Source organism: Nonomuraea maritima, from assembly GCF_900100395.1.
GTDB classification, from domain to species: domain Bacteria; phylum Actinomycetota; class Actinomycetes; order Streptosporangiales; family Streptosporangiaceae; genus Nonomuraea; species Nonomuraea maritima.
The window spans coordinates 109,140-128,020 of the sequence record NZ_FNFB01000018.1; the positions used below are offsets into that span (position 1 = coordinate 109,140).

General features: G+C 70.8%; 15 protein-coding genes. 7 read left to right on the plus strand and 8 right to left on the minus strand.

Going from position 1 to position 18,881, the window contains the following annotated elements; genetic code table 11:
• Positions 1-62: 62 nt before the first annotated feature.
• The 4 genes from BLR04_RS25600 (at position 63) to BLR04_RS25615 (ending at position 5,269) form a co-directional block, all read left to right on the plus strand.
• A complete protein-coding gene (locus BLR04_RS25600; protein ID WP_090769852.1) occupies positions 63-791 on the plus strand; it encodes a cytidylyltransferase domain-containing protein in 729 nt (242 codons plus the stop codon).
• Positions 791-1,798: a PseG/SpsG family protein gene (locus tag BLR04_RS25605; protein WP_090769854.1), complete on the plus strand. Its 1,008-nt coding sequence runs from the start codon at positions 791-793 to the stop codon at positions 1,796-1,798. Before BLR04_RS25600 ends, BLR04_RS25605 begins: the two co-directional genes overlap by 1 nt.
• A 128-nt stretch (positions 1,799-1,926) precedes the next feature.
• Complete coding sequence (locus BLR04_RS25610) at positions 1,927-3,669, plus strand: sigma-54-dependent Fis family transcriptional regulator (protein WP_090769856.1); 1,743 nt, start codon at positions 1,927-1,929, stop codon at positions 3,667-3,669.
• Between the two features lie 235 nt (positions 3,670-3,904).
• On the plus strand, positions 3,905-5,269 hold the full coding sequence (locus BLR04_RS25615) for a sensor histidine kinase (protein WP_176903275.1): 1,365 nt from the start codon (positions 3,905-3,907) through the stop codon (positions 5,267-5,269).
• 90 nt (positions 5,270-5,359) lie between these two features.
• Here the strand turns inward: BLR04_RS25615 and pseI are convergent, their stop codons facing one another.
• Both pseI and BLR04_RS25625 read right to left on the minus strand, forming a co-directional pair.
• Positions 5,360-6,403 carry a pseudaminic acid synthase gene (gene pseI, locus BLR04_RS25620; RefSeq protein WP_090769860.1) on the minus strand — a complete coding sequence of 348 codons (1,044 nt, stop codon included), beginning with the start codon at positions 6,401-6,403 and terminating at the stop codon, positions 5,360-5,362.
• Complete coding sequence (locus BLR04_RS25625) at positions 6,400-6,891, minus strand: GNAT family N-acetyltransferase (RefSeq protein ID WP_218129152.1); 492 nt, start codon at positions 6,889-6,891, stop codon at positions 6,400-6,402. Before BLR04_RS25625 ends, pseI begins: the two co-directional genes overlap by 4 nt.
• Positions 6,892-7,046: 155 nt before the next feature.
• Here BLR04_RS25625 and BLR04_RS25630 point away from each other — a divergent pair, with 155 nt between their 5' ends.
• From BLR04_RS25630 to BLR04_RS25640, 3 genes are all read left to right on the plus strand, one after another.
• A complete protein-coding gene (locus BLR04_RS25630) occupies positions 7,047-8,492 on the plus strand; it encodes a glycosyltransferase family 2 protein (protein WP_090769863.1) in 1,446 nt (481 codons plus the stop codon).
• Positions 8,493-8,615: 123 nt separating this feature from the next.
• Positions 8,616-9,422: a CDP-alcohol phosphatidyltransferase family protein gene (locus BLR04_RS25635; RefSeq protein WP_245740495.1), complete on the plus strand. Its 807-nt coding sequence runs from the start codon at positions 8,616-8,618 to the stop codon at positions 9,420-9,422.
• Positions 9,423-9,443: 21 nt separating this feature from the next.
• On the plus strand, positions 9,444-10,481 hold the full coding sequence (locus BLR04_RS25640) for a sulfotransferase family protein (RefSeq protein ID WP_090769865.1): 1,038 nt from the start codon (positions 9,444-9,446) through the stop codon (positions 10,479-10,481).
• A gap of 66 nt (positions 10,482-10,547) precedes the next feature.
• On the opposite strand, the gene BLR04_RS25645 is transcribed toward BLR04_RS25640, so the two are convergent.
• The 6 genes from BLR04_RS25645 to BLR04_RS25670 form a co-directional block, all read right to left on the minus strand.
• Complete coding sequence (locus BLR04_RS25645) at positions 10,548-11,615, minus strand: glycosyltransferase (protein ID WP_090769867.1); 1,068 nt, start codon at positions 11,613-11,615, stop codon at positions 10,548-10,550.
• Entirely contained in the window at positions 11,612-14,296 is a 2,685-nt protein-coding gene (locus BLR04_RS25650; protein WP_090769869.1) for a CDP-glycerol:glycerophosphate glycerophosphotransferase, read from the minus strand. The genes BLR04_RS25645 and BLR04_RS25650 overlap by 4 nt, the downstream gene beginning before the upstream one ends.
• Positions 14,297-14,388: 92 nt before the next feature.
• A complete protein-coding gene (locus BLR04_RS25655; RefSeq protein WP_090769871.1) occupies positions 14,389-15,096 on the minus strand; it encodes an SRPBCC family protein in 708 nt (235 codons plus the stop codon).
• A gap of 75 nt (positions 15,097-15,171) precedes the next feature.
• A complete protein-coding gene (locus BLR04_RS25660) occupies positions 15,172-16,026 on the minus strand; it encodes an FAD binding domain-containing protein (RefSeq protein ID WP_090769873.1) in 855 nt (284 codons plus the stop codon).
• Complete coding sequence (locus BLR04_RS25665) at positions 16,023-18,356, minus strand: xanthine dehydrogenase family protein molybdopterin-binding subunit (protein ID WP_090769875.1); 2,334 nt, start codon at positions 18,354-18,356, stop codon at positions 16,023-16,025. The genes BLR04_RS25660 and BLR04_RS25665 overlap by 4 nt, the downstream gene beginning before the upstream one ends.
• Positions 18,353-18,835 carry a (2Fe-2S)-binding protein gene (locus BLR04_RS25670; protein WP_090769878.1) on the minus strand — a complete coding sequence of 161 codons (483 nt, stop codon included), beginning with the start codon at positions 18,833-18,835 and terminating at the stop codon, positions 18,353-18,355. The genes BLR04_RS25665 and BLR04_RS25670 overlap by 4 nt, the downstream gene beginning before the upstream one ends.
• Between the last annotated feature and the right edge of the window lie 46 nt (positions 18,836-18,881).

Genomic DNA, 18,881 nt, shown 5'->3' on the forward strand with positions numbered 1-18,881 from the left:
AGCCGGTAGCATAGCGCGATCGGTTGTGCACGTTCGGTCACACTGGGGGATTGGGGCTTCGGGTGCGCATCGTCGGAATCATTCAGGCCCGTATGGGTTCGTCCAGGCTGCCGGGCAAGGTGCTGCGCGAGCTGCGGGGCCGTTCGGTGCTGGGCTGGGTGGTCCGCGCCGCCCGGGAGTCCGGCGTGCTCGACGACCTGCTCGTGGCCACCACCACCGAGGCGGCCGACGACGCGGTGGTCGACGAGTGCCGGCGGCTCGGGGTCACCTGGCACCGCGGGCCGGTCGACGACGTCCTCACCAGGTTCATGCAGGCGCTCGAGGGCAGGCGGTGGGACGCCATGATGCGGTTCACGGCCGACTGCCCGCTGCTCGACCCCGCCCTGATCAGGGAGGCGGCGCTGGTCTACCGCGCCGTCCCCGGGCTCGACTACCTGAGCACGAGCCTGGCCCGTACGCTGCCGCGCGGGCTCGACGTCGAGATCGCCGGCCGGGCCGCGCTGCTGCGGGCCGACGAGGAGGCGACCGCGTTCCACCGCACCCACGTGACCTCGCACATCTACGCGCATCCTGGCGAGGCGCGGCTGCTGGGCCTCGCCCACCAGCCGGTCGCCGACGACCTGCGGGTCACGCTCGACACCGAGGACGACTGGCGGCTCATCGAGGCGGTGGCCGACGCGTTCGGCGACCGTTGCGTCCCCGCCCGCACTCTGGTGGGCTGGTTGCGCGAGCGGCCCGAGGTGTCCGGGCTCAACGCCCACGTCCGGCAGAAGGCTTTGCAGGAGGCGTGATGCCCGTGCTGCGGGCCGGGTTCCGGTGCGACGCCGGGGTGCGTGCCGGCGTCGGCCACCTGGTGCGCTGCGTGGCGCTGGCCGAGGAGCTGCGCGCCCGCGGCGTCGAGGTGGTGTTCCTCGGCGAGATCCGGGGTTCGGCGTGGGCCGCCGCGCAGCTGAGCCGGCGCGGGCTGCCGTTGGTGCCGGCGCCCGCCGAGCCGTCGCGGCTCGCCGGGCTGGCCCGCGAGCTGCGCCTCGCCGCGGTGGTGCTCGACTCGTACGCGTTGCCGCGCCACACCGGGGCGACGCTCAGGGAGCAGGGTCTCGCGGTGCTCGCGATCGTCGACGGCGATCCGCTGGGCCAGGAGGCCGACCTCTATCTCGACCAGAACCTCGGCGCCGAGCGCCGCACGCCGCCCCGCGACTGGCTGGCGGGCGCCCGCTACGTGCTGCTGCGCGACAGCGTCCGCACGCTCGCCCGGGCGCCACGGGACGTGGGCGTGCCACGGGACGGTGGTGTGCCCCGGGACGGCGGCGTGCCACGGGTGCTGTGCTTCTTCGGCGGCACCGACAGCGCCGGCGTGGTCCCGGCCTGGGCCGAGGCGCTGCGCGCGACCGGGCGGCCGTTCCGCGGCACGGTCGTCAGCCCCGAGCCGTTCGAGGGGGGCGGGTCGATCACGGTGATCCGGCCCACCGACCGGCTGCCGCGGCTGATGGCGGGGGCCGATCTCGTGGTCACCGCGGCCGGCTCGTCCGTGTGGGAGCTGCTGCACCTCGGCGTGCCCACGGCGCTGAGCTGGGTGGCCGACAACCAGCTGCTCGGCTACGAGGAACTGGTCGACCGAGGGGTCGCGGCCGGCCTCGGCCCGGCCCCCGACACCACCGCCGTCGCCACGCTGGCCCACCTGCTGTCGGACCCCACCGCCCGCGCCGCCCTCGGCAGCCGCGCCCGCGGCCTGGTCGACGGCCACGGCCGCGAACGCGTCGCCGACGCCCTGCTCACCCTCGTCGAGCGGCGCCACTAGTGTCATGCGGCCTGGGACGGGACGGCGGCATCAAGCCTGACGGCGCTGACTGAGGCGGACCAGGGGGGCGGCGTAGGCTGGATCCTGTATGTGCCATATCGCTAACTAGCCCGTAGGGAGGTTGCGAGATGGCCAACAGCGCAGGAGCGGCTGCGTGTATCGCGCGGGCACGCACGTACTTTCTGGAAACCGGGGCCGTGCCCGTGGTGCCGGTGCGTCATGGAATCGTGCAGTCCTGGCTCCGTTCTCGCTGGTCCGGAGTCAGCTGTGACGACCTCGACCCGCCCTACTTCGACGACATCGACGCCGAAGGCAGCCTTGAGCGCGCCGCGAAGCCGGTGCTGGACCAGCTGGAGCAGACACTGTCAGATGCTCCGGTGAGCGTGATCCTCACCGACGCCCGGGCTCGGGTGCTCGATCGCCGAGTGCCCTACGGTTCCCTCCAGCGAACGCTCGACCATCTTCGGCTGCTTCCAGGGTTCAGCTACGCCGAGGAGCATGTCGGCACCAACGGCATCGGGACCGCGCGTGCGACGCGCTGCCTCACTTTCGTGGACGGAAGTGAGCACTTCACCGCGCCGTTGCACGAGATGTCGTGTGCCGCCGCTCCCATCAGGGATCGAAGAAGCGGCAGGCTGGTGGGACTTGTGGACATCACGTGCTGGTCCCCTGGTGACGGCCCGCTGATGTCCGCCGTGGTCTGCGGTGCTGCCACGGACATCGAGGTGCGGCTCATGGAACTCGGCTCCAGGCGCCAGCGGACGCTCCTCGAGGAGTTCAGGACTGCCGAGCGTTACCACGGTCAGGCGATCGTGGCTGTCGCGGACGATCTTGTCATCGCGAATCAGCGGGCCACCTCGTTCATGCGACCGTCCGACCACTCGATCGTGCGCGACGCGGTAACCGAGTTGTTGCGCGCAGGCAAGGAGCGCGCGACTGATGTCGTGCTGTCCGGTGGTGAACCGGTCACGATTCGCTGCCACCCAGTGGACGAGCACAGCGCCGTGGTCAGACTGTCCGTCATGGATACGTCCAGGACGCGTCCCCGATCGCGGATCAGGCCCGCCGATCTGAAGCTGGCGGGTACCTCACCCTTGTTCGCCGATGTCTGCGCCGAGTTGGCGATGCACCGCCAGGCGTTCAGCAACGTCCTTCTCGAGGGCGAGCCGGGAACGGGCAAACTGGCGCTTGCCCGCGCCGTCCATTACCGGTACGCGCCGGAAAAGGCGTTCACCGTGATCGAGCCCACCGACGACGTGGCCGCTCGGTGCCGCGCCGACCGAGGCCTCTCTGGAGGCACCGCAGTATTCCGTCACGTGGAGCTGTTCACTGACTCCGCACGTGCTGCGGTGCTCGACCGGCTGGACGCGTTCGCCAAGGACACAGACCGGGTCTGGGTGGTCGTCACCACCGACGTCGGTGCGGAGCTTCCTGACGAGTTCCTCAGCCGACTTCCGCTGACGCTCACGGTGCCGCCGCTACGCCACCGTATTGAGGACGTGCAGTGGTTGGTGCCTGCTCTGCTGAGCACCTTCCCTCTGGCTCGATACGTCTCATGCGGCCCGGCTGCCATGCGGGTGCTCCAGTGTTCGAGCTGGCCGGGGAACGTCGCCGAACTCGCTCAAGTGCTTCGCCACGCGCTGAACCGGCGGCGGGTCGGGCAGATCCAGCCTGAGGACCTACCGGAGCCGTGTTATGGCAGGGCAGGCCATGTGCTCAGCCGATGGGAGACGATCGAACGCGACGCGATCGTAGGCGCGCTTCTGGAGACCCGGGGCGACAGGGCCGCGGCGGCTGACCTGCTCGGCATATCCCGAGCGACCGTGTACCGGAGGATCAGTACGTACGGCATCACGGTGGAATCCCGCTGATCCGTCTCAGATAGAGACGGCTCGCACTTGCGGTCATCTGGTTGTCTGGCTGCACCGGGACGGCCTCGTCCAGATCCATGCCGGCCAGAGTGCCGGATCGCACGTCAAGGCTCACCTAACCAGCGACAGGCCTCAGGGCCTCGACTCCTGTGCGACACGCATCCGCATGCCGTCCCCCAGCCCGGCCACGCCATCACCTGGGCATCGCACCTTGAGACTCGTGGGGGTACGCAGCATGATCGTCATTCGTAGAATCTCGCTCGCCATGCGCATCACGCTGTTCGCCGGCGCGATGGCCGTCGTGCTGTCGGCGCTGCTGGCTGCCGTCATCATGCTGGTCATCCATCGCCTCAGCACCGATGCGCTCACCGCACGTATCCGCAACGCGAGTGCGCGCGTGGTCGCGACGGTGCAGCACGAGGAGCAGTTGGAGTTTCGGGACGCCGAAGCCCTGGAGGTCCAGGTTGTCGACCGACGAGGGCTGGTCGTCGCTTCCACCGCGGTGTTGCGCGACAAGCCGCGCATGGCCAGATTCGTCCCGAGTCAGAAGCACAACCTGACGACCACCGTGTGCGATGGAGTCTTCGGGGCCGGCAGCTGTCACATAGTGGTCGGGCAGGTGGCACATCGGACGGGTGAAGACTGGACGGTCTACGTTGCCTCGCCGAGGATTCCTTGGTGGGTGACACCTTGGCTGGTCGCCGTGGTCGGCGGTTCCGCTGCCGTGCTGGCCGCCGCCGTCACTTTCCTCGGCCGCCGGATTGCCACCGTGTCCTTGCGACCGGTGGCAGCGATCCTCAGGGAACTCGACGAGATCAACGCGACTTGTCCCCAGGGCCGGGTACCCGTCCCCGCCGGCAGCGACGAGATCCACGATCTCGCCAGCACCATCAACGAAACCCTGACCCGCCTGCAGGGGGCGATGGAGCACCAGCGTCGGTGCATCTCGGATATATCCCACGACCTACGCAACCCCATCACGGCAATGCGTGCCGAGATGGAGGACGCGATGTTGGCGGTGCCGGACACCATGACCAGGGCTGGGAACGCCGTCCTGTGCAGCCTGGACCGGCTTGAAGAGATCGTCTGCGACCTCCTGCTCATTGCCAAACTGGACGGTGACACCTTTTGCGTGAAGGCCCCGGTCGACCTCGCCGAAATGGCGGATGCGGAGTGCGTGATGCATCGCCACGCAACCAAGAAGCTCATCTGCGATTCCGAACCAGACGTGGTTGTCCTGGGTGACCGACTTCATCTGTGCCGCCTGCTCACCAACCTGCTCGCCAATGCCGAGAGGCACGCGGAAGAAGAGATCAAGATCGCTGTCTCCCACGAGGAGAGCTGCGACCGTGATCGTTTCCCCCACGGCGTCGCAGTGCTCGAAGTGACCGACGACGGGCAGGGCATCGCGCCGGACAAACGCGAGCTGGTGTTCCAGCGATTTGCTCGCCTCGACGCAGCCCGCGACAAGGATGCTGGAGGCACCGGATTGGGCCTGGCGATCGCACGCCAGATCGCCGAGGCCCACGGCGGAACGCTGCGGATCGAAGACAGCGACCGTGGCGCTCGCTTCGTACTGCGCCTCCCGCGGCACCGCTAGTTCTCAGCAGGTAGTTCTCAGCAGGGCCCCGTGCCTCTATCTGTCTCGGTCGCCCTGAGGCCGCTCCGGCCAGGCGGCTCCGACCATCCGCTAGATCAGGTCCCAGGTCAGGGGGGCGCCGAAGGGGACGTCGCGGGTGAAGCGGCGGCCCATCACCTCGATCGCGGCGTCGGGCGGCAGGCCCCCGGCGGGGCGGATCGAGCGGACGTTGCCCGGCGTCACCTCCTCGCCCGCAAGCACGTCGCGTACGACGTGCAGCGACCTGCGGAAGCGCAGCCCCTCGCGCTCCGACGGGCGCGGCCCGATCACCGCCTCGCCCAGCGACTGCCAGGCCCGCTCGCTCTCCACGACGAGCGCCGCCAGCTCGGCGGGCTCCAGCGAGAAGGCCGCGTCGACCCCGCCGTCGGCCCGCGACAGGGTGACGTGCTTCTCGATCAGGCAGGCGCCCAGCGCGACCGCCGCCAGCGCCGCCCCGAGCCCCGGCGTGTGGTCGGACAGACCGGTGACCTCGCCGGTGAGTGCGCCCAGCAGCGGCAGCGAGCGCAGGTTGCTCTCGGACGGCGCCGCCGGGTAGGACGCCGTGCATGACAGCACGGCGAGCTGGGTGCACCCGGCCTCGCGCGCCGCGGACACCGCGGCCTCGACCTCACCGGCCGTCGCCATGCCGGTGGAGATGATCAACGGCTTGCCCGTGCCGGCCGTGAGCCGGATCAGCGGCAGGTCGACGATCTCCGAAGAAGCGATCTTGTACGCCGGCACGCCGAGCTTCTCCAGCAGCTCGACCGCCGTCGGGTCGAACGGCGCGGAGAAGGCGGCCAGCCCCCGCTCGCGCGCCCGCTCGAAGATCGGCTCGTGCCACTCCCACGGCGTGTGGGCGCGCTGGTAGAGCTGGTAGAGGGTCTCGCCGCCCCACAGTTCGTGCCCGTCGCCGACCCGGAAGGCCGGGGCGTCGCAGTCGATGGTCAGCGTGTCGGGCGTGTACGTCTGCAGCTTCAGCGCGTGCGCGCCGGCGTCGGCGACCGCGTCGACGATGGCCAGCGCGCGGTCGAGGCTGCCGTTGTGGTTGCCGGACAGCTCGGCCACGACGTACGGCGGATGACCGGGCCCGATCGGCCGCCCCGCGATGGTGATCATGCGTCTTCCTTCCGCAGCTCGATGGCGACGACGTCGCGCGGCACGCCGTCGACCTGCCGTTCGTACGCGCCGACCTCGACGAACCCGAACCGGCGGTGCATCCGCCTGACCGGCTCGTTGTCGGCCAGCACCTCGCCGCGCAGTTCGGACACCCCGAGCGTCCCGAAGGCGTGGGCGATGGCCGCCCGTTCGAGGCCGACCCAGGCGGGCAGCAGCATCGTCGCGCGTTCGAGGCCGTCGAGGTCGAGGTAGTAGCCCCAGCGGGCGCTCTCGGGCGTCACGTCGTGGAAGCTCACCACCCCCGCGGCGGAGCCCTCGTGGTGGTACATCAGCACGTGCGTGCTCGCGTCGGCGCGGGTGGCCTTCCACCAGCGGGCGTGCTCGTCCTCGCCGATCTCGTGGGTGGTGAAGCTGGCGGCGCGGACGCGGGGGTGGTTGCGCCAGCGGCGCATAACAGCCAGGTCATCGTCGCGGACCTCTCTCAGCACCTGTGCCCTCCTACTCTTCGTGCTCGACCAGTCACCCAACGTAGTGGATCCTCGGAGAGTAAAGAGCTCATCAGGGACAGCCATCGGGGACGGAATTTCGGCGTACGTCGCGGCATGCTGCCCTCAGCCACACAGAGCCAAGGAGCGAATTCGGCATGATCCCCCTGCTCAGCGTCGTCGTCCCGTTCTACAACGTGGAGGCGTATCTCACCGAGTGCCTGAAGTCGCTGGCCGCGCAGACCGTCGAGGACATCGAGGTGATCCTCATCGACGACGGCTCGGTGGACGGCAGCCGGCGCCTGGCCGAGGACTTCGCCGCGCGCGACTCCAGGTTCGTCCTCGTCGGCCAGCGCAACCTGGGCCCCGGGCCGGCTCGCAACCACGGGCTGCGGCAGGCCCGCGGCGCCTACCTGGCCTTCGCCGACGGCGACGACGTCGTGCCGCCCAGCGCGTACGAGGTGCTGCTCGCCAGCCTCGCCGAGACCGGCTCCGACCTGGCGTGCGGCGCGGTCAGGCGGCTCGTGGACGGCGAGCTGGAGGAGTCGATCCTGCACGAGAAGGTGTTCAGGCGGCCCAAGCTGTGCACCCACATCACCGACAAGCAGGTGCTGATCAGGGACCGCACCGTGTGGAACAAGGTCTACCGGCGTGACTTCTGGGACCGTCACGGCCTGTCGTTCCCGTCGGGCATCTACGAGGACGTGCCCGTCGCCATGCAGGCCCACGTCCTGGCCACGAGCGTCGACATGGTGGGCGACGTGGTCTACCACTGGCGCAGGCGCGACGAGGACGGTGCCTCGATCACCCAGCGCCGCAAGGAGCTGTCCAACCTCGGCGAGCGGCTGGCGGCCATCCGGTCGGTGCGGGCGTTCCTCGACGAGCGGGCGCCGGATCTGCTCGACGGCTTCGACGCGCTCGTGCTGGAGAAGGACACCCTCTTCCTGTTCCAGGCGCTGGAGGGCTGCGTGGAGCAGCGTGCCGAGCCGGGGCCGCTGCTCGACCTCGCCCGCGCGTGGCTGGCCGAGCTGAACCCCCAGGTGCTGGCCGCGGCCCCGTCGCTGCGCCGCCTGGAGCTGCACCTGATGCGGCGGGGGCTGCTCGCCGAGCTGCGCAGGGTCCGCGAGTTCCGCCGCGGCAGGAACGACCTGACGCGCGTGGTGCCGCGCGGCCGGCGCACCACCGGCTGGTACGGCGACTACCCCTTCTTCCGCAACCGGCGCCTGCGCATCCCCGACGAGGTGTACGACGCCCGCGACGAGGTCAAGCTGGTCGCGGCGGTGGAGGGGTGCGAGCGGACACCGTCCGGGTACCGCCTGCGCGTCCACGTGTCGTTCCATCGCGTCGACCGCCGGGTCGCCAAGGTCAACCTGTGGTTGACCGACGGTCAGCGCCGCGTCCAGCTGGAGGCCACGCGCAAGGGCACGCACGGGTTCGAGGCGGTCGTCGACGCCGGCCGGCTGGGGGACGGGACGTGGCGGCTCGGGGTGCGCGCGGAGCTGCGCGGCCTGGTGTTCAAGGGGTGGTGCAGGGACGGCGACAGCGCGTCGACGTGGCAGCTGTCCGTGCCGGGACGGTCAAGAACAGGCATGGACATCCTCTAGTAGTTCCAGAGAGTGACCACGCAGCTGCCCTGCGTGGTCATGCTGGACTCCATGAGGACCTATTCGCTCGATGACGTCTACGAGACACGCAAGCGGAGAGACTCTTGGTGGACCGTGTATTTCGTGGATCCGGTCGCCTGCCGGGTCGCCCTTCCCGTCGCCAACCGCACCCGGCTGACGCCCAACGCGCTCACCGTGCTCTCGCTGGTCCTCGGAGCCGTCTCCGCGGCGTTCCTCGCGATGAACCAGCTCATGGCGGGCGCCTTCCTCTTCTATCTCAGCTTCATGATCGATTGTGTGGACGGCAAAATCGCCCGGCTCAAGGGCACGGGGACGCCGTTCGGACTGTGGCTCGACTATGTGGGCGACCGGATCAGAGTGGTGCTGTGCGCCGGCGGCCTGGCCTACGGGCAGTACGCGCTGACCGGCGATGTGAGTTTCATCGTGCTGGGGGCGGCGGTGGCCGTCCTCGACCTGTTCCGCTACGTCAACGCGCCGCAGATGAAGCGCGTGCGCGACGCGGTCAGGGAGGAGCAGGGGCTGGAGCCGGAGGGCTCCGCCGCGGAGGCGCGTGCGGAGCACCCGGCCGATCCGCTGGGGCCCGACCCGCTGGAGCCCGAGCCGCTGGACGGCATGCCGCACCACGGCCGGCTGCCGCGTCCGCGCTGGTTCTTCAAGCTGTTCCGGCGCCTCAACCGGTTCCTGGCCCGCCACCGGGTCCGCTCGCACCTGGTCAGCGGCATCGAGTTCCACGCGGCGGTGTTCGTGGTCGCGCCCCTCGCGGGGGCGTGGGCGCTGATCCCGCTCGCCGCGGGGGCGGGGATTCTGCTGCTGGCCAACGAGGTCTTCCTTGTCTATCGAATGTGGCTCTTCACGCGCAGGCACGCCGTGGGCTCCGTCCAGGAAAGCCGAGAGCACGTTCTCGTCTAAGTTTTCGGGGGTTAGTACGACATGTCAGACCGACCAGTCTTCGTCATCGGATGCCCGCGGTCCGGCACCACGATGCTCCAGCTCATGCTCCATTCGCACCCCCGCTTGGCGGTGCCACCGGAGACGCGCTTCCTCGTTCCCGTTTATTACCGGCGCCGGACCTGGGGCGACATGCGCCAGGCGCAGCGTCGCCGCGCGCTGGCGCAGTGGATCGCGACCGACCGCAGCACCAAGTTCCGCGAGCTCAAGCTCGACAAGGACGAGTTCATCGAGCAGGTTGTGGACGGCCCGGGCTCGCTCGGCTCGGTCTTCGGCACGGCCTTCCGCATGTACGCCGACCGGTTCGACAAGGCCCGCTGGGGCGACAAGCGGCCGAGCTACGTCAAGCAGGTCGACATGCTGCTGCGGCTCTTCCCCGACGCCCAGTTCATCCACCTCATCAGGGACGGCCGCGACTGCGTGGCCTCGCTGAAGGAGATGCCCTGGTACACGCTCGACTCCTTCCACGCCGTCTCCACCTGGGCCGAGGCGATCGACGCGGGCGGCAAGCTGCGCCGGACGCTGCCCGAGGACACGTACTACGAGCTGCGTTACGAGGACCTCACCGACGACCCGGAGACCGAGCTGAAGAAGCTCTGCCACTTCCTCGACGAGGACTACTCGCCGTCGATGGTCTCGCCGCGCGAGGCGGCCAGCGTGGCGGTGCCGCAGCACAAGGTCTGGCACCGCAACACCCATGGCGAGGTCACCCGCAGCCGCGTCGGCAGCTGGGCCAACCGGCTGGACGACTGGGAGATCTCGATCTGCGAGCACATCCTCGGCGACCGGCTGGAGTCGATGGGCTACGAGCTCACCGGGGCACAGAAGCCGTCCAAGGAGCACATCGCGGCCAGCCAGAAGACGATGCAGAAGCGCAAGGCCAGCCGCATGCGCAAGGGCATGCGCGACCGGCTCAACCGGCTGCGCGAGCCGGGTCCGGTCGCGGCGCTGCTCACCTCGGGCCAGCGCGCGGCGGCCGGCGTCCCGCGCCAGCGGTCGGAACTCACCGAATCGGTCTGATCGCGCAAGGGCCCGCTCCGGCGGGCCCGCCGAATCGCGCAAGGGCCCGCTCCGGCGGGCCCTTTTTCAGCGGTCGATGTGGGCGAACATCGACTCCCAGCGGTCCAGCACGTGGTCGAGGCGGAACGCCTCGGCGCGTGCGCGGGCCTCGGCGCCCAGGCGCGCCCGCTCCTGCCGGTCGCCGACGAGCCGGCCCAGCTCGGCCGCGAACGCGTCCACGTCGCGCGGCGGCACCAGCACCGGGCCCGCGGAACGCACGCCGCCCGACACGTCGAACGCCACCGACGGCACCCCGTGCGCCCCCGCCTCCAGCAGCACGACGGGCAGCCCCTCGTGCTCGCTGGTCAGCCCCACGACAGCAGCACCCAGGTACTCCTCCGGCATCCGCGCGGCCGGCACCGCTCCCCGGAACACCACGCGGTCGGCGACCCCCTCGCGCTCGGCGTGCGCGCGCAGCCGTTCGCGTTCGCCGCCGTCGCCGACGAGGTGCAGCTGCCACGGCGGTGGCGCCCCGCACCGGGCGAACGCGCTGATCAGCCGGTCGAACCGCTTGACCCCCTCCAGCCGGCCCACGCCGAGGACGCGCGGCGCGTCCAGGGTGGATGTGGTGTCCGGCCAGGTCGCCAGCGGGTTCGGCAGCGTCCAGGCGTTGGGCAGCAGGGCGTGCTCGGCGAACCGCGCGGCGTCGTCCTCGCTGAGGAAGACCGCCTGGTGCAGGTCGGGGTAGTGGCGGCGGATCGCGGCGAGGTGGCGGCAGCCGCGGGCGTGGTCGTACGAGCCGTGGTACTGGCCGATCCTGCGGAACGTGCCGGGCAGCAGGCCCACCACCCGGGTGACCACCGCCGGCGTGGTCATGACCGCGTAGCCCGCCCCTACTGTGTCGAACAGCCGCCGCAGCCGCCGGTCCTCGCGCATGCGGGCCAGGCGGCCCCCGTCCGTCCGGCGCGCGGCGCGGCTTACCACGTGCCGGTGGTAGCGCGGGCTCTCGACGTACGGGAAGGGCCGGGCCGATCGGTGCAGGCCGACGACGTGCACCTCGTGGCCGCGTTCTGCGAGGCCCTGGGCGAGGGTGTGGGTGACGCGCTGGACGCCGCCGAGCGTGTCGGCGTCCAAGCAGGTGAAGACCACGCTCACAGCGCCGCCCCCTCCTCCAGGCGCGCGCGGGACGGGTCCGCGCTCTCCTCCAGCGGCGCGCCGAAGAAGTCGGCGACGATGCGCTCGGCCGCGTCCCCGCGCTCCTCGGCGCACCACAGCTCGCGGAAGGCGGCGTACCTGGCGGCGTAGGAGGCGTGCCGGGCGGGCAGGTCGCGCAGCGCCGCGACCAGCTCCTGCGTCGTCGTGACGCACGGTCCGGGGGCGATGGCCGGCAGGTCGTGGTAGACGCCGCGTTCGGACAGGCGGTAGTCGTCCCAGTCGTCGATGTAGAAGAGCATCGGCTTACCGGTGATCGCGAAGTCGCACATCACGGAGGAGTAGTCGGTCAGGAGCGCGTCGCAGGCCGTCATCAGGTCGTTGATCTCGGGATGGGCAGCGGCGTCGCGGACGAAGTGCCGCAGATGCTCGGGCAGCTCGTAGCGCTCGGCCGGGTGCGTGCGCAGGATCACGATCCACTCGCCGGCCAGCTCCTCGGCGAGCAGCTCCAGGTCCACGCGGACGGACTGGCCGCTGCCTATCGCCCAGTCCCGGTACGTAGGTGCATAAAGGAGGATTTTTCGTCCTGGCGGGATCTCCAACCGGCCGCGCACGTCGCCGCTCGCCTCCCCGCGGACCAGTGCGTCGCACCTCGGCGTGCCGTACCGGTAGACCTTGCCCGTGTAGCCGTTCGACGGCAGGAACAGCCGCGAGAACTCCGCACTCGGCGAGACCAGCGCGTCCCAGCGGGCGACGGCGGCCCGCCACTGCGCGCGCGGCTGGTCGAAGTCGGAGCGCAGGTCGGGCGCGTCGAACCCGATCGACTTGATGCCCTGGCCGTGCCAGGTCTGCAGGTAACGGGTGCCGCGCGGCTTGGGGTGGTCGAGCGGGAAGCCGTGGCTGTCCACCCAGATGCCGGCCCTGGCCATCGTCCAGAGGTGGCGCCAGCCGCCCCGGCGGACCAGCCGCGCGTCCTGCGGGAAGCGGGACGCGCGGCCCTTGGCCGCCGACCAGACCGCCACGACCGGCAGGCCGCGGCGCCGTACCTCCTCGTAGATGGCGCGCGGGCTGCCGGTGCAGCCCTTGCCGACGTCCGACTCGAACAGGGCCAGGTCGGGACGGCGCGGCACGACCTTGATCAGCAGCTTGTACGCGCGTAGCTTGACGCGCGGCGTGCTGCAGCGGCGCAGCAGCCACTTCCCGGCCCTGCGCGCGAGCGACCGCGCGGCCGGGTCGGAGCGCACGCCCAGGTAGGCGGCGTAGCCCTCGGCCCGTACCGAGCAGCCCGGCAGCTCGATCGGCTCCAGGTGCGGGTCGACGATGAGCCGGTCGGTCGTGGTGTGTCCGTCGGAGGTGCGGGTGAAGCCGATCCGCGGCTCGCACGTGCGCGACGGCGTGAAGGTCACCTCGCTGACGTAGCCGCCCTCGCCCGTCGGCGCGGGGCGGATGGGCACGCGTTCCCTGCCGAACTGCAGGAACGCCGTCCACTCCGTCGGCAGCACGCCGAACGGGTCGTACGTGCGCACGGTCATCCGCACGCCGTCGCCGTCCGAGGAGATGGCGGTGACCTCGTGGCGCAGCCTGGACTGCGAGAAGGGCAGCTCGGCCAGCCGCAGCCGGGTGATGTCGGTGTCCGGCGAGACCGTGGTGCCCCAGTACGTCCGGCCGCCCTGCTGGACGGCCGCCCGCGGCGCGGCCCGCTGACCGGTCAGCGAGCCCGCCGCCACCCGCAGGTCCTCCACCCGGTCGTCCAGGATGAGGCGGCAGCAGACGCGGTCGAGCGGCTCCACGCGCTCGAACACCTTGCGCGGGATCTCCTCCAGGTACGGGCGCACGATCGCGGCGAACTCCTTCACCCACACGACGTCCCGCAGCGGCAGCGGGTTGAGGTAGACCCGCAGGTCCTGGCGGACGAACCGGTGCTGCCGGTGCGGCACCAGGTCGCCGGCCCCGTGATCGCGCAGGATCCTGTCGCTCATCCGGGCGGCGATCACCCGCTGGCGGACGTTCTCCAGGTCGCCGACGCTCAGCGAGATCGAGGTGCCGGCCGGTGCGCGGCGCCAGTGGTAGACCGTCCACGGCACGACCGCGAACCTGCGGGCCACCGCGTACAGCTCGGCGGTGAAGACGTGGTCCTCGTAGTGGACGTCCTCGGGGAAGCGCAGCCCGTGCCTGCGCAGCCAGGCCACGTTGTAGAGCTTGTTGGTGGTGAAGGAGTCGAGGAACAGCTCGGGGTCCTCGCGGATGCCCGCCACCACCCGCCGTCGTGCGAACAGCGACGGGTAGTACGGACGCAGTGCCCCGCTCGACTCGAACAGCCGCGTGATCTGGCCGGAGACGAACTCGGCCCCGGTGCGCTCGATCTCGGCCAGCAGGCTCTTGCACGCGTGTTCCGGCAGCTCGTCGTCGCTGTCGAGGAACATCACGTACGGGGAGCGGGCGGCGTCGACGCCGTCGTTGCGCGGCGCCCCGCAGCCGCCGCTGTTGGCGGCTCTGCGCAGGTAGCGCACGCGCGGGTCGCCGAGCATGAGCCGCCGGGCCACCTCGGGCGTGTCGTCGGTACTGGCGTCGTCGGCGATGACGACCTCGAGGTCGCGCAGCGTCTGGCGGAGCACCGAGTGCACGGCTCTGGGCAGGCGTTCGGCATCGTTGTAGGTGATGACGACGACGGTGCAGTCCGGCATCCCCAAGTCCCCCCGCTGGTTCGGCACCTGCGGAAAGGCACTGCCCGCTGGCAGAGGGAAGTGTCTGGACTTAGATGACTATTTGCCGAAAATCAGCGCCTGATCCGACGAATCACCCAGGCTATGACGATCAGCACCGCCACCACCCCCGCGACCGGCGCCAGCCGCTTCAGCAGCGGCTGACCCGCGATCTCCAGCAGGTCGAGCGCCTCCTCGTCGGGCGTGCGCGACGTCCGCAGCGTGCCCACGGGACGGGTGGCCTCCTCGGTCGCCCTGGCCTCCTCGGGGGAGGGCACGGCGGCGAGGTGCCGCTGCTCGTCGGCGGTGACCGCGGGCGCCTGCTCCACCGTCGACTCCGACAGCAGCCGGGCGAGGTTCTCGGCGAACTTGTCGATGAGCTTGCCGCCGACCTCGGCCATCACGCCGCGGCCGAACTGGGCGGGCCGCCCGGTCACGTTGAACGACGTCTCCACCGACACCAGCGTCGAATCGTCACGCGGCGTCATGCGCGCCCTGACGGTGGCCGCCGCCGTGCCGGCGCCCCGCGACTCCTTGCCCGAGGCCTGGATGGTGAGCGCGTACGCATCCTTGTCGACGTCCTGGAAGGTGGCCGTGCCGCGGTACGTCACCGTGATCGGGCCCACCTTGACCTTCATCCTGCCGGTGAACTCGTCGCCCTCGAAGGTGTCCAGTGCGGCGCCGGGCAGGCACGGCGCGACGCGTTCGACGTCGAGCAGCACCGCCCACGCCTGCTCGACCGGAACCGGAACAGTGAACTCGTGCTCGAACCGCATCGCCATCGATCCGCTCCTTCCGCTGCCAGTGACACTACGTCGCGGAGGGGGCGCCAGGAAGAGGCGCCCCCTCCCGCTCGGTCAGGGCGATCCGGACGCGGTGCGGACCGCGCGGTGGGTCAGGACCCTGGCCAGATGCCTGCGGTAGTCGGGCTGCGCGTGCAGGTCGGACGGGGGCGAGGTGCCGTCCGCCGCCTGCTCGCACGCCCTGCGTACCTGTTCGCCCAGCTCCACGTCGCGCAGCGACTCCTCGGTCGCGCGGGCGCGCACCGGCGTCGGGCCCATGTTCGTCAGCCCGATCCGCGCCTCGGTGATCGTCCCGTTCGACCGGTGGACGGCCGCCGCGACGCCGACGGTCGCCCACGACTGCGCCGTACGGTGGAACTTCTCGTAGTGGAAGCCCCAGCCCTCGCCCAGCTTCGGGATCTTCACCCCGGCCAGGATCTCGCCCTGGGCCAGCGACGACTCCAGGTAGTCGACGAAGAACTCGGCGGCCGGGATCTCCCGCTCGCCCTCCGCCGACCTGGCCACGAGCACGCCGTCCAGCGCCAGCACCACGGCCGGCAGGTCGCCCGCCGGATCGGCGTGCGCCAGCGAGCCGCCGAACGTCCCCCGGTGCCTGATCGCCGGATCGGCCACCTGCGAGGTCGCCATCGCCACCAGCGGGCAGCCGGACGTCACCGCGGGCGAGCGCATGACCTCGTCGTGCGTGGCCATCGCCCCGATGAACACGTGGTCGCCCCGGTCGTGCACGCCCTGCAACTCCTCCAGCCGGCCGACGTCGACCAGCGTCGTCGGGTACGCCAGCCGCAGCCGCAGCAGCGGCAGCAGCGACTGGCCGCCCGCCAGCACCTTCGCCTCGTCGTCGGCGGCCAGCGCCTCGCACGCCTCGGCGAGCGAGGACGGGCGTTCGTAGTCGAACTGCGCGGGAATCATCGCCGCACTCCTTCCAGCGCTCTCCAGACCCGCTCAGGGGTGCACGGCATGCGCACGTCGTCGATGCCGTGCGGGCGCAGCGCGTCCACGATCGCGTTCACCACGGCAGGGGTGGAGGCGATCGTGCCGGCCTCGCCGACGCCCTTGGCGCCCAGCGGGTTGCTCGTCGCCGGGGTCTCCGTCCGGTCGAGCGTGAAGCTCGGCAGGTCGGCCGCCGACGGCAGCAGGTAGTCGGCCATCGTGGTGGTCAGCAGGTTGCCGTCGGCGTCGTACACGGCCTCCTCGAACAGTGCCTGCGCGATGCCCTGCGCGATGCCGCCGTGCACCTGGCCCTCGACGATCAGCGGGTTGATCACCGTCCCGACGTCGTCGACCGCCACGTACGAGCGGATCTTCACCATGCCCGTCTCGGTGTCGACCTCCACCGCGCACAGGTGGGTGCCGTGCGGGAAGGAGTAGTTGTCCGGGTCGAACGTGGCGTCGGAGTCGAGCCGCGCCTCCACGCCGTCGGGCAGGTCGTGCGCCGTGAACGCGGCGTAGGCCAGCTCCTGGATGGTCCGGCTCTGGTCGGTGCCGCGTACCTTGAACGCCCCCGCCTCGAAGTCGAGGTCGTCGGGCGAGCACTCCAGCACGTGCGCCGCCAGCTTGCGGGCCTTCTCCCTGACCTTGTCGCACGCCTTGACCACGGCCACGCCGCCGATGACCAGCGAGCGCGAGCCGTAGGTGTCCATGCCCTTGTGCGCCACCGCCGTGTCGCCGTGCAGCACGGTGATGTCCTCGAACGGAACCCCGAGCGCGTCGGCGGCGATCTGGCTCCACGACGTCACGTGCCCCTGCCCGTGAGGTGAGGTGCCGGTGATGACCTCGACCTTGCCCGTCGGCAGCATGCGCACCGACGCGTGCTCCCAGCCGCCCGCGCCGTAGTTGGCCTCGCCCAGCATGCGCGACGGCGCGAGACCGCACATCTCGGTGTACGTGCTCACGCCGATGCCGAGCTGCACCGGGTCGCGTCTGTCGCGCCGGTCGGCCTGTTCGGCCCGCAGCTTGTCATAGCCGAACAGCGACAGCGCCTTGTCCGTCGCCGCCTCGTAGTTCCCGGAGTCGTACGTCAGCCCGGCGATCGTGGTGTACGGGAACTCCTCGTGCCTGATCCAGTTGCGCCTGCGCACCTCGATCGGGTCGAGGTCGAGCTCGGCGGCCAGCTCGTCCATCGTCCGTTCGATACCGAACGTGGCCTCGGGGCGGCCCGCGCCCCGGTAGGCGTCCGTCGGCATCTTCGTGGTGAACACCCCGGTGCAGTTGAACTCGTACGCGTCCATCTTGTAGATGGAGTTGAACAGGGACGCGCCCAGCATGGGGATGCCCGGCGTCACCAGCATCAGGTAGGCGCCCATGTCGGCCAGCAGGCTGACCTGGAGCCCGCGGATGCGTCCGTCGGCGTCGGCGGCCAGCCTGATGTGCTGGATCTGGTCGCGTCCGTGGTGCACGGTCAGGTTGCCCTCGGAGCGCGACTCGGTCCACTTGACCGGCCTGCCGAGCCTGCGGGCGAGCAGCAGGCAGAGCACCTCCTCCGCGGTGACCTGCAACTTCGACCCGAAACCGCCGCCCACGTCGGGCGCGATCACCCTGATCCGGTGCTCGGGGATGCCGGTCACCACCGCCAGCATGACGCGCAGCACGTGCGGGATCTGCGTCGACGACCACACCGTGAACGACTCGCCGTCGGTGTCGGCCATGACCGCCCGCGGCTCCATCGCGGTCGGGATCAGCCGCTGCTGCACGTACGTGCGGTCGATCACGACGGGAGCGTCACGGAACGCGGCGTCGAGGTCGCCCGAGGTGATCGTGGCGCTGAACGCCTTGTTGCCCGCCTCGTGCACCTTCGGACTGCCGGGGGACAGGGCCTCGTTCATGTCGACCACGGCCGGCAGCGGCTCGTAGTCGACCTCGATGGCGTCGAGCGCGTCGGCCGCGCGGTAGCGGTCGGTCGCGATGACGCAGGCCACGGCCTCGCCGACGTAGCGGACCTCGTCCACGGCCATCGGCGGGTGGTCGGGGATGACGATGTCCTCGCTCACCGGCCACGCGCACGGCAGACTGCCCTGCTCGCCGGCGAAGTCACGGCCGCTGAAGGCCGCCACCACGCCCGGCAGGCCGCGCGCCGCGGACACGTCCACGCGCTCGATCCTGGCGTGCGCCATCGGGCTGCGCAGGAACATCACGTGCAGCACGCCGGGGCGGGTGAGGTTGTCGGTCCACTGCGTGCGGCCCGTCAGCAGCCTCGCGTCCTCCTTGCGCCTTCTCGGCCTGCCGACTTCCTGGGTCGTCATGACGGGCTCACCGCCTGCCCCATCTCCTGGGCGCCCCTGCGGACGGCGCGCACGATGTTGCAGTATCCGGTGCAGCGGCAGAGGTTGCCCTCCAGCCCCTGCCTGATGGTCTCCTCGGACGGGTCGGGGTCGTCCCTGAGCAGGTCGATCGCGGCCATGACCATGCCCGGCGTGCAGTAGCCGCACTGCAGCGCGTGCTCCTCGTGGAAGGCCCGCTGCATCGGGTGCATCGAGCCGTTCGCGCCGAGGCCCTCGATCGTGACGACGTCGCAGCCGTCGGCCTGGGCGGCGAGCACCGAGCAGCTCTTGACGCTCTTGCCGTCGAGCAGCACGGTGCAGGCGCCGCAGTTGCTGGTGTCGCAGCCCACGGGGGTGCCGGTCTTGCCCAGACGTTCTCGTAGCAGGTGAACGAGAAGAAGTCGGGGCTCGACATCCTCCTCGTACGTGACTCCGTCGACAGTGACGGTGATTCGGGGCATACGTCCTCCCTCAATGCAGGGGAAAGGCGGACACTCCGAACGTACG

Coding starts and splice junctions, on each gene's coding strand:
- BLR04_RS25630 (WP_090769863.1), top strand. CDS start 7,047: ATGATCCCCCTGCTCAGCGTCGTCGTCCCGTTCTACAACGTGGAGGCG.
- BLR04_RS25665 (WP_090769875.1), bottom strand. CDS start 18,356: ATGACGACCCAGGAAGTCGGCAGGCCGAGAAGGCGCAAGGAGGACGCG.
- BLR04_RS25650 (WP_090769869.1), bottom strand. CDS start 14,296: ATGCCGGACTGCACCGTCGTCGTCATCACCTACAACGATGCCGAACGC.
- BLR04_RS25660 (WP_090769873.1), bottom strand. CDS start 16,026: ATGATTCCCGCGCAGTTCGACTACGAACGCCCGTCCTCGCTCGCCGAG.
- BLR04_RS25615 (WP_176903275.1), top strand. CDS start 3,905: ATGATCGTCATTCGTAGAATCTCGCTCGCCATGCGCATCACGCTGTTC.
- BLR04_RS25655 (WP_090769871.1), bottom strand. CDS start 15,096: ATGGCGATGCGGTTCGAGCACGAGTTCACTGTTCCGGTTCCGGTCGAG.
- BLR04_RS25610 (WP_090769856.1), top strand. CDS start 1,927: ATGGCCAACAGCGCAGGAGCGGCTGCGTGTATCGCGCGGGCACGCACG.
- BLR04_RS25640 (WP_090769865.1), top strand. CDS start 9,444: ATGTCAGACCGACCAGTCTTCGTCATCGGATGCCCGCGGTCCGGCACC.
- BLR04_RS25670 (WP_090769878.1), bottom strand. CDS start 18,835: ATGCCCCGAATCACCGTCACTGTCGACGGAGTCACGTACGAGGAGGAT.
- BLR04_RS25605 (WP_090769854.1), top strand. CDS start 791: ATGCCCGTGCTGCGGGCCGGGTTCCGGTGCGACGCCGGGGTGCGTGCC.
- pseI (WP_090769860.1), bottom strand. CDS start 6,403: ATGATCACCATCGCGGGGCGGCCGATCGGGCCCGGTCATCCGCCGTAC.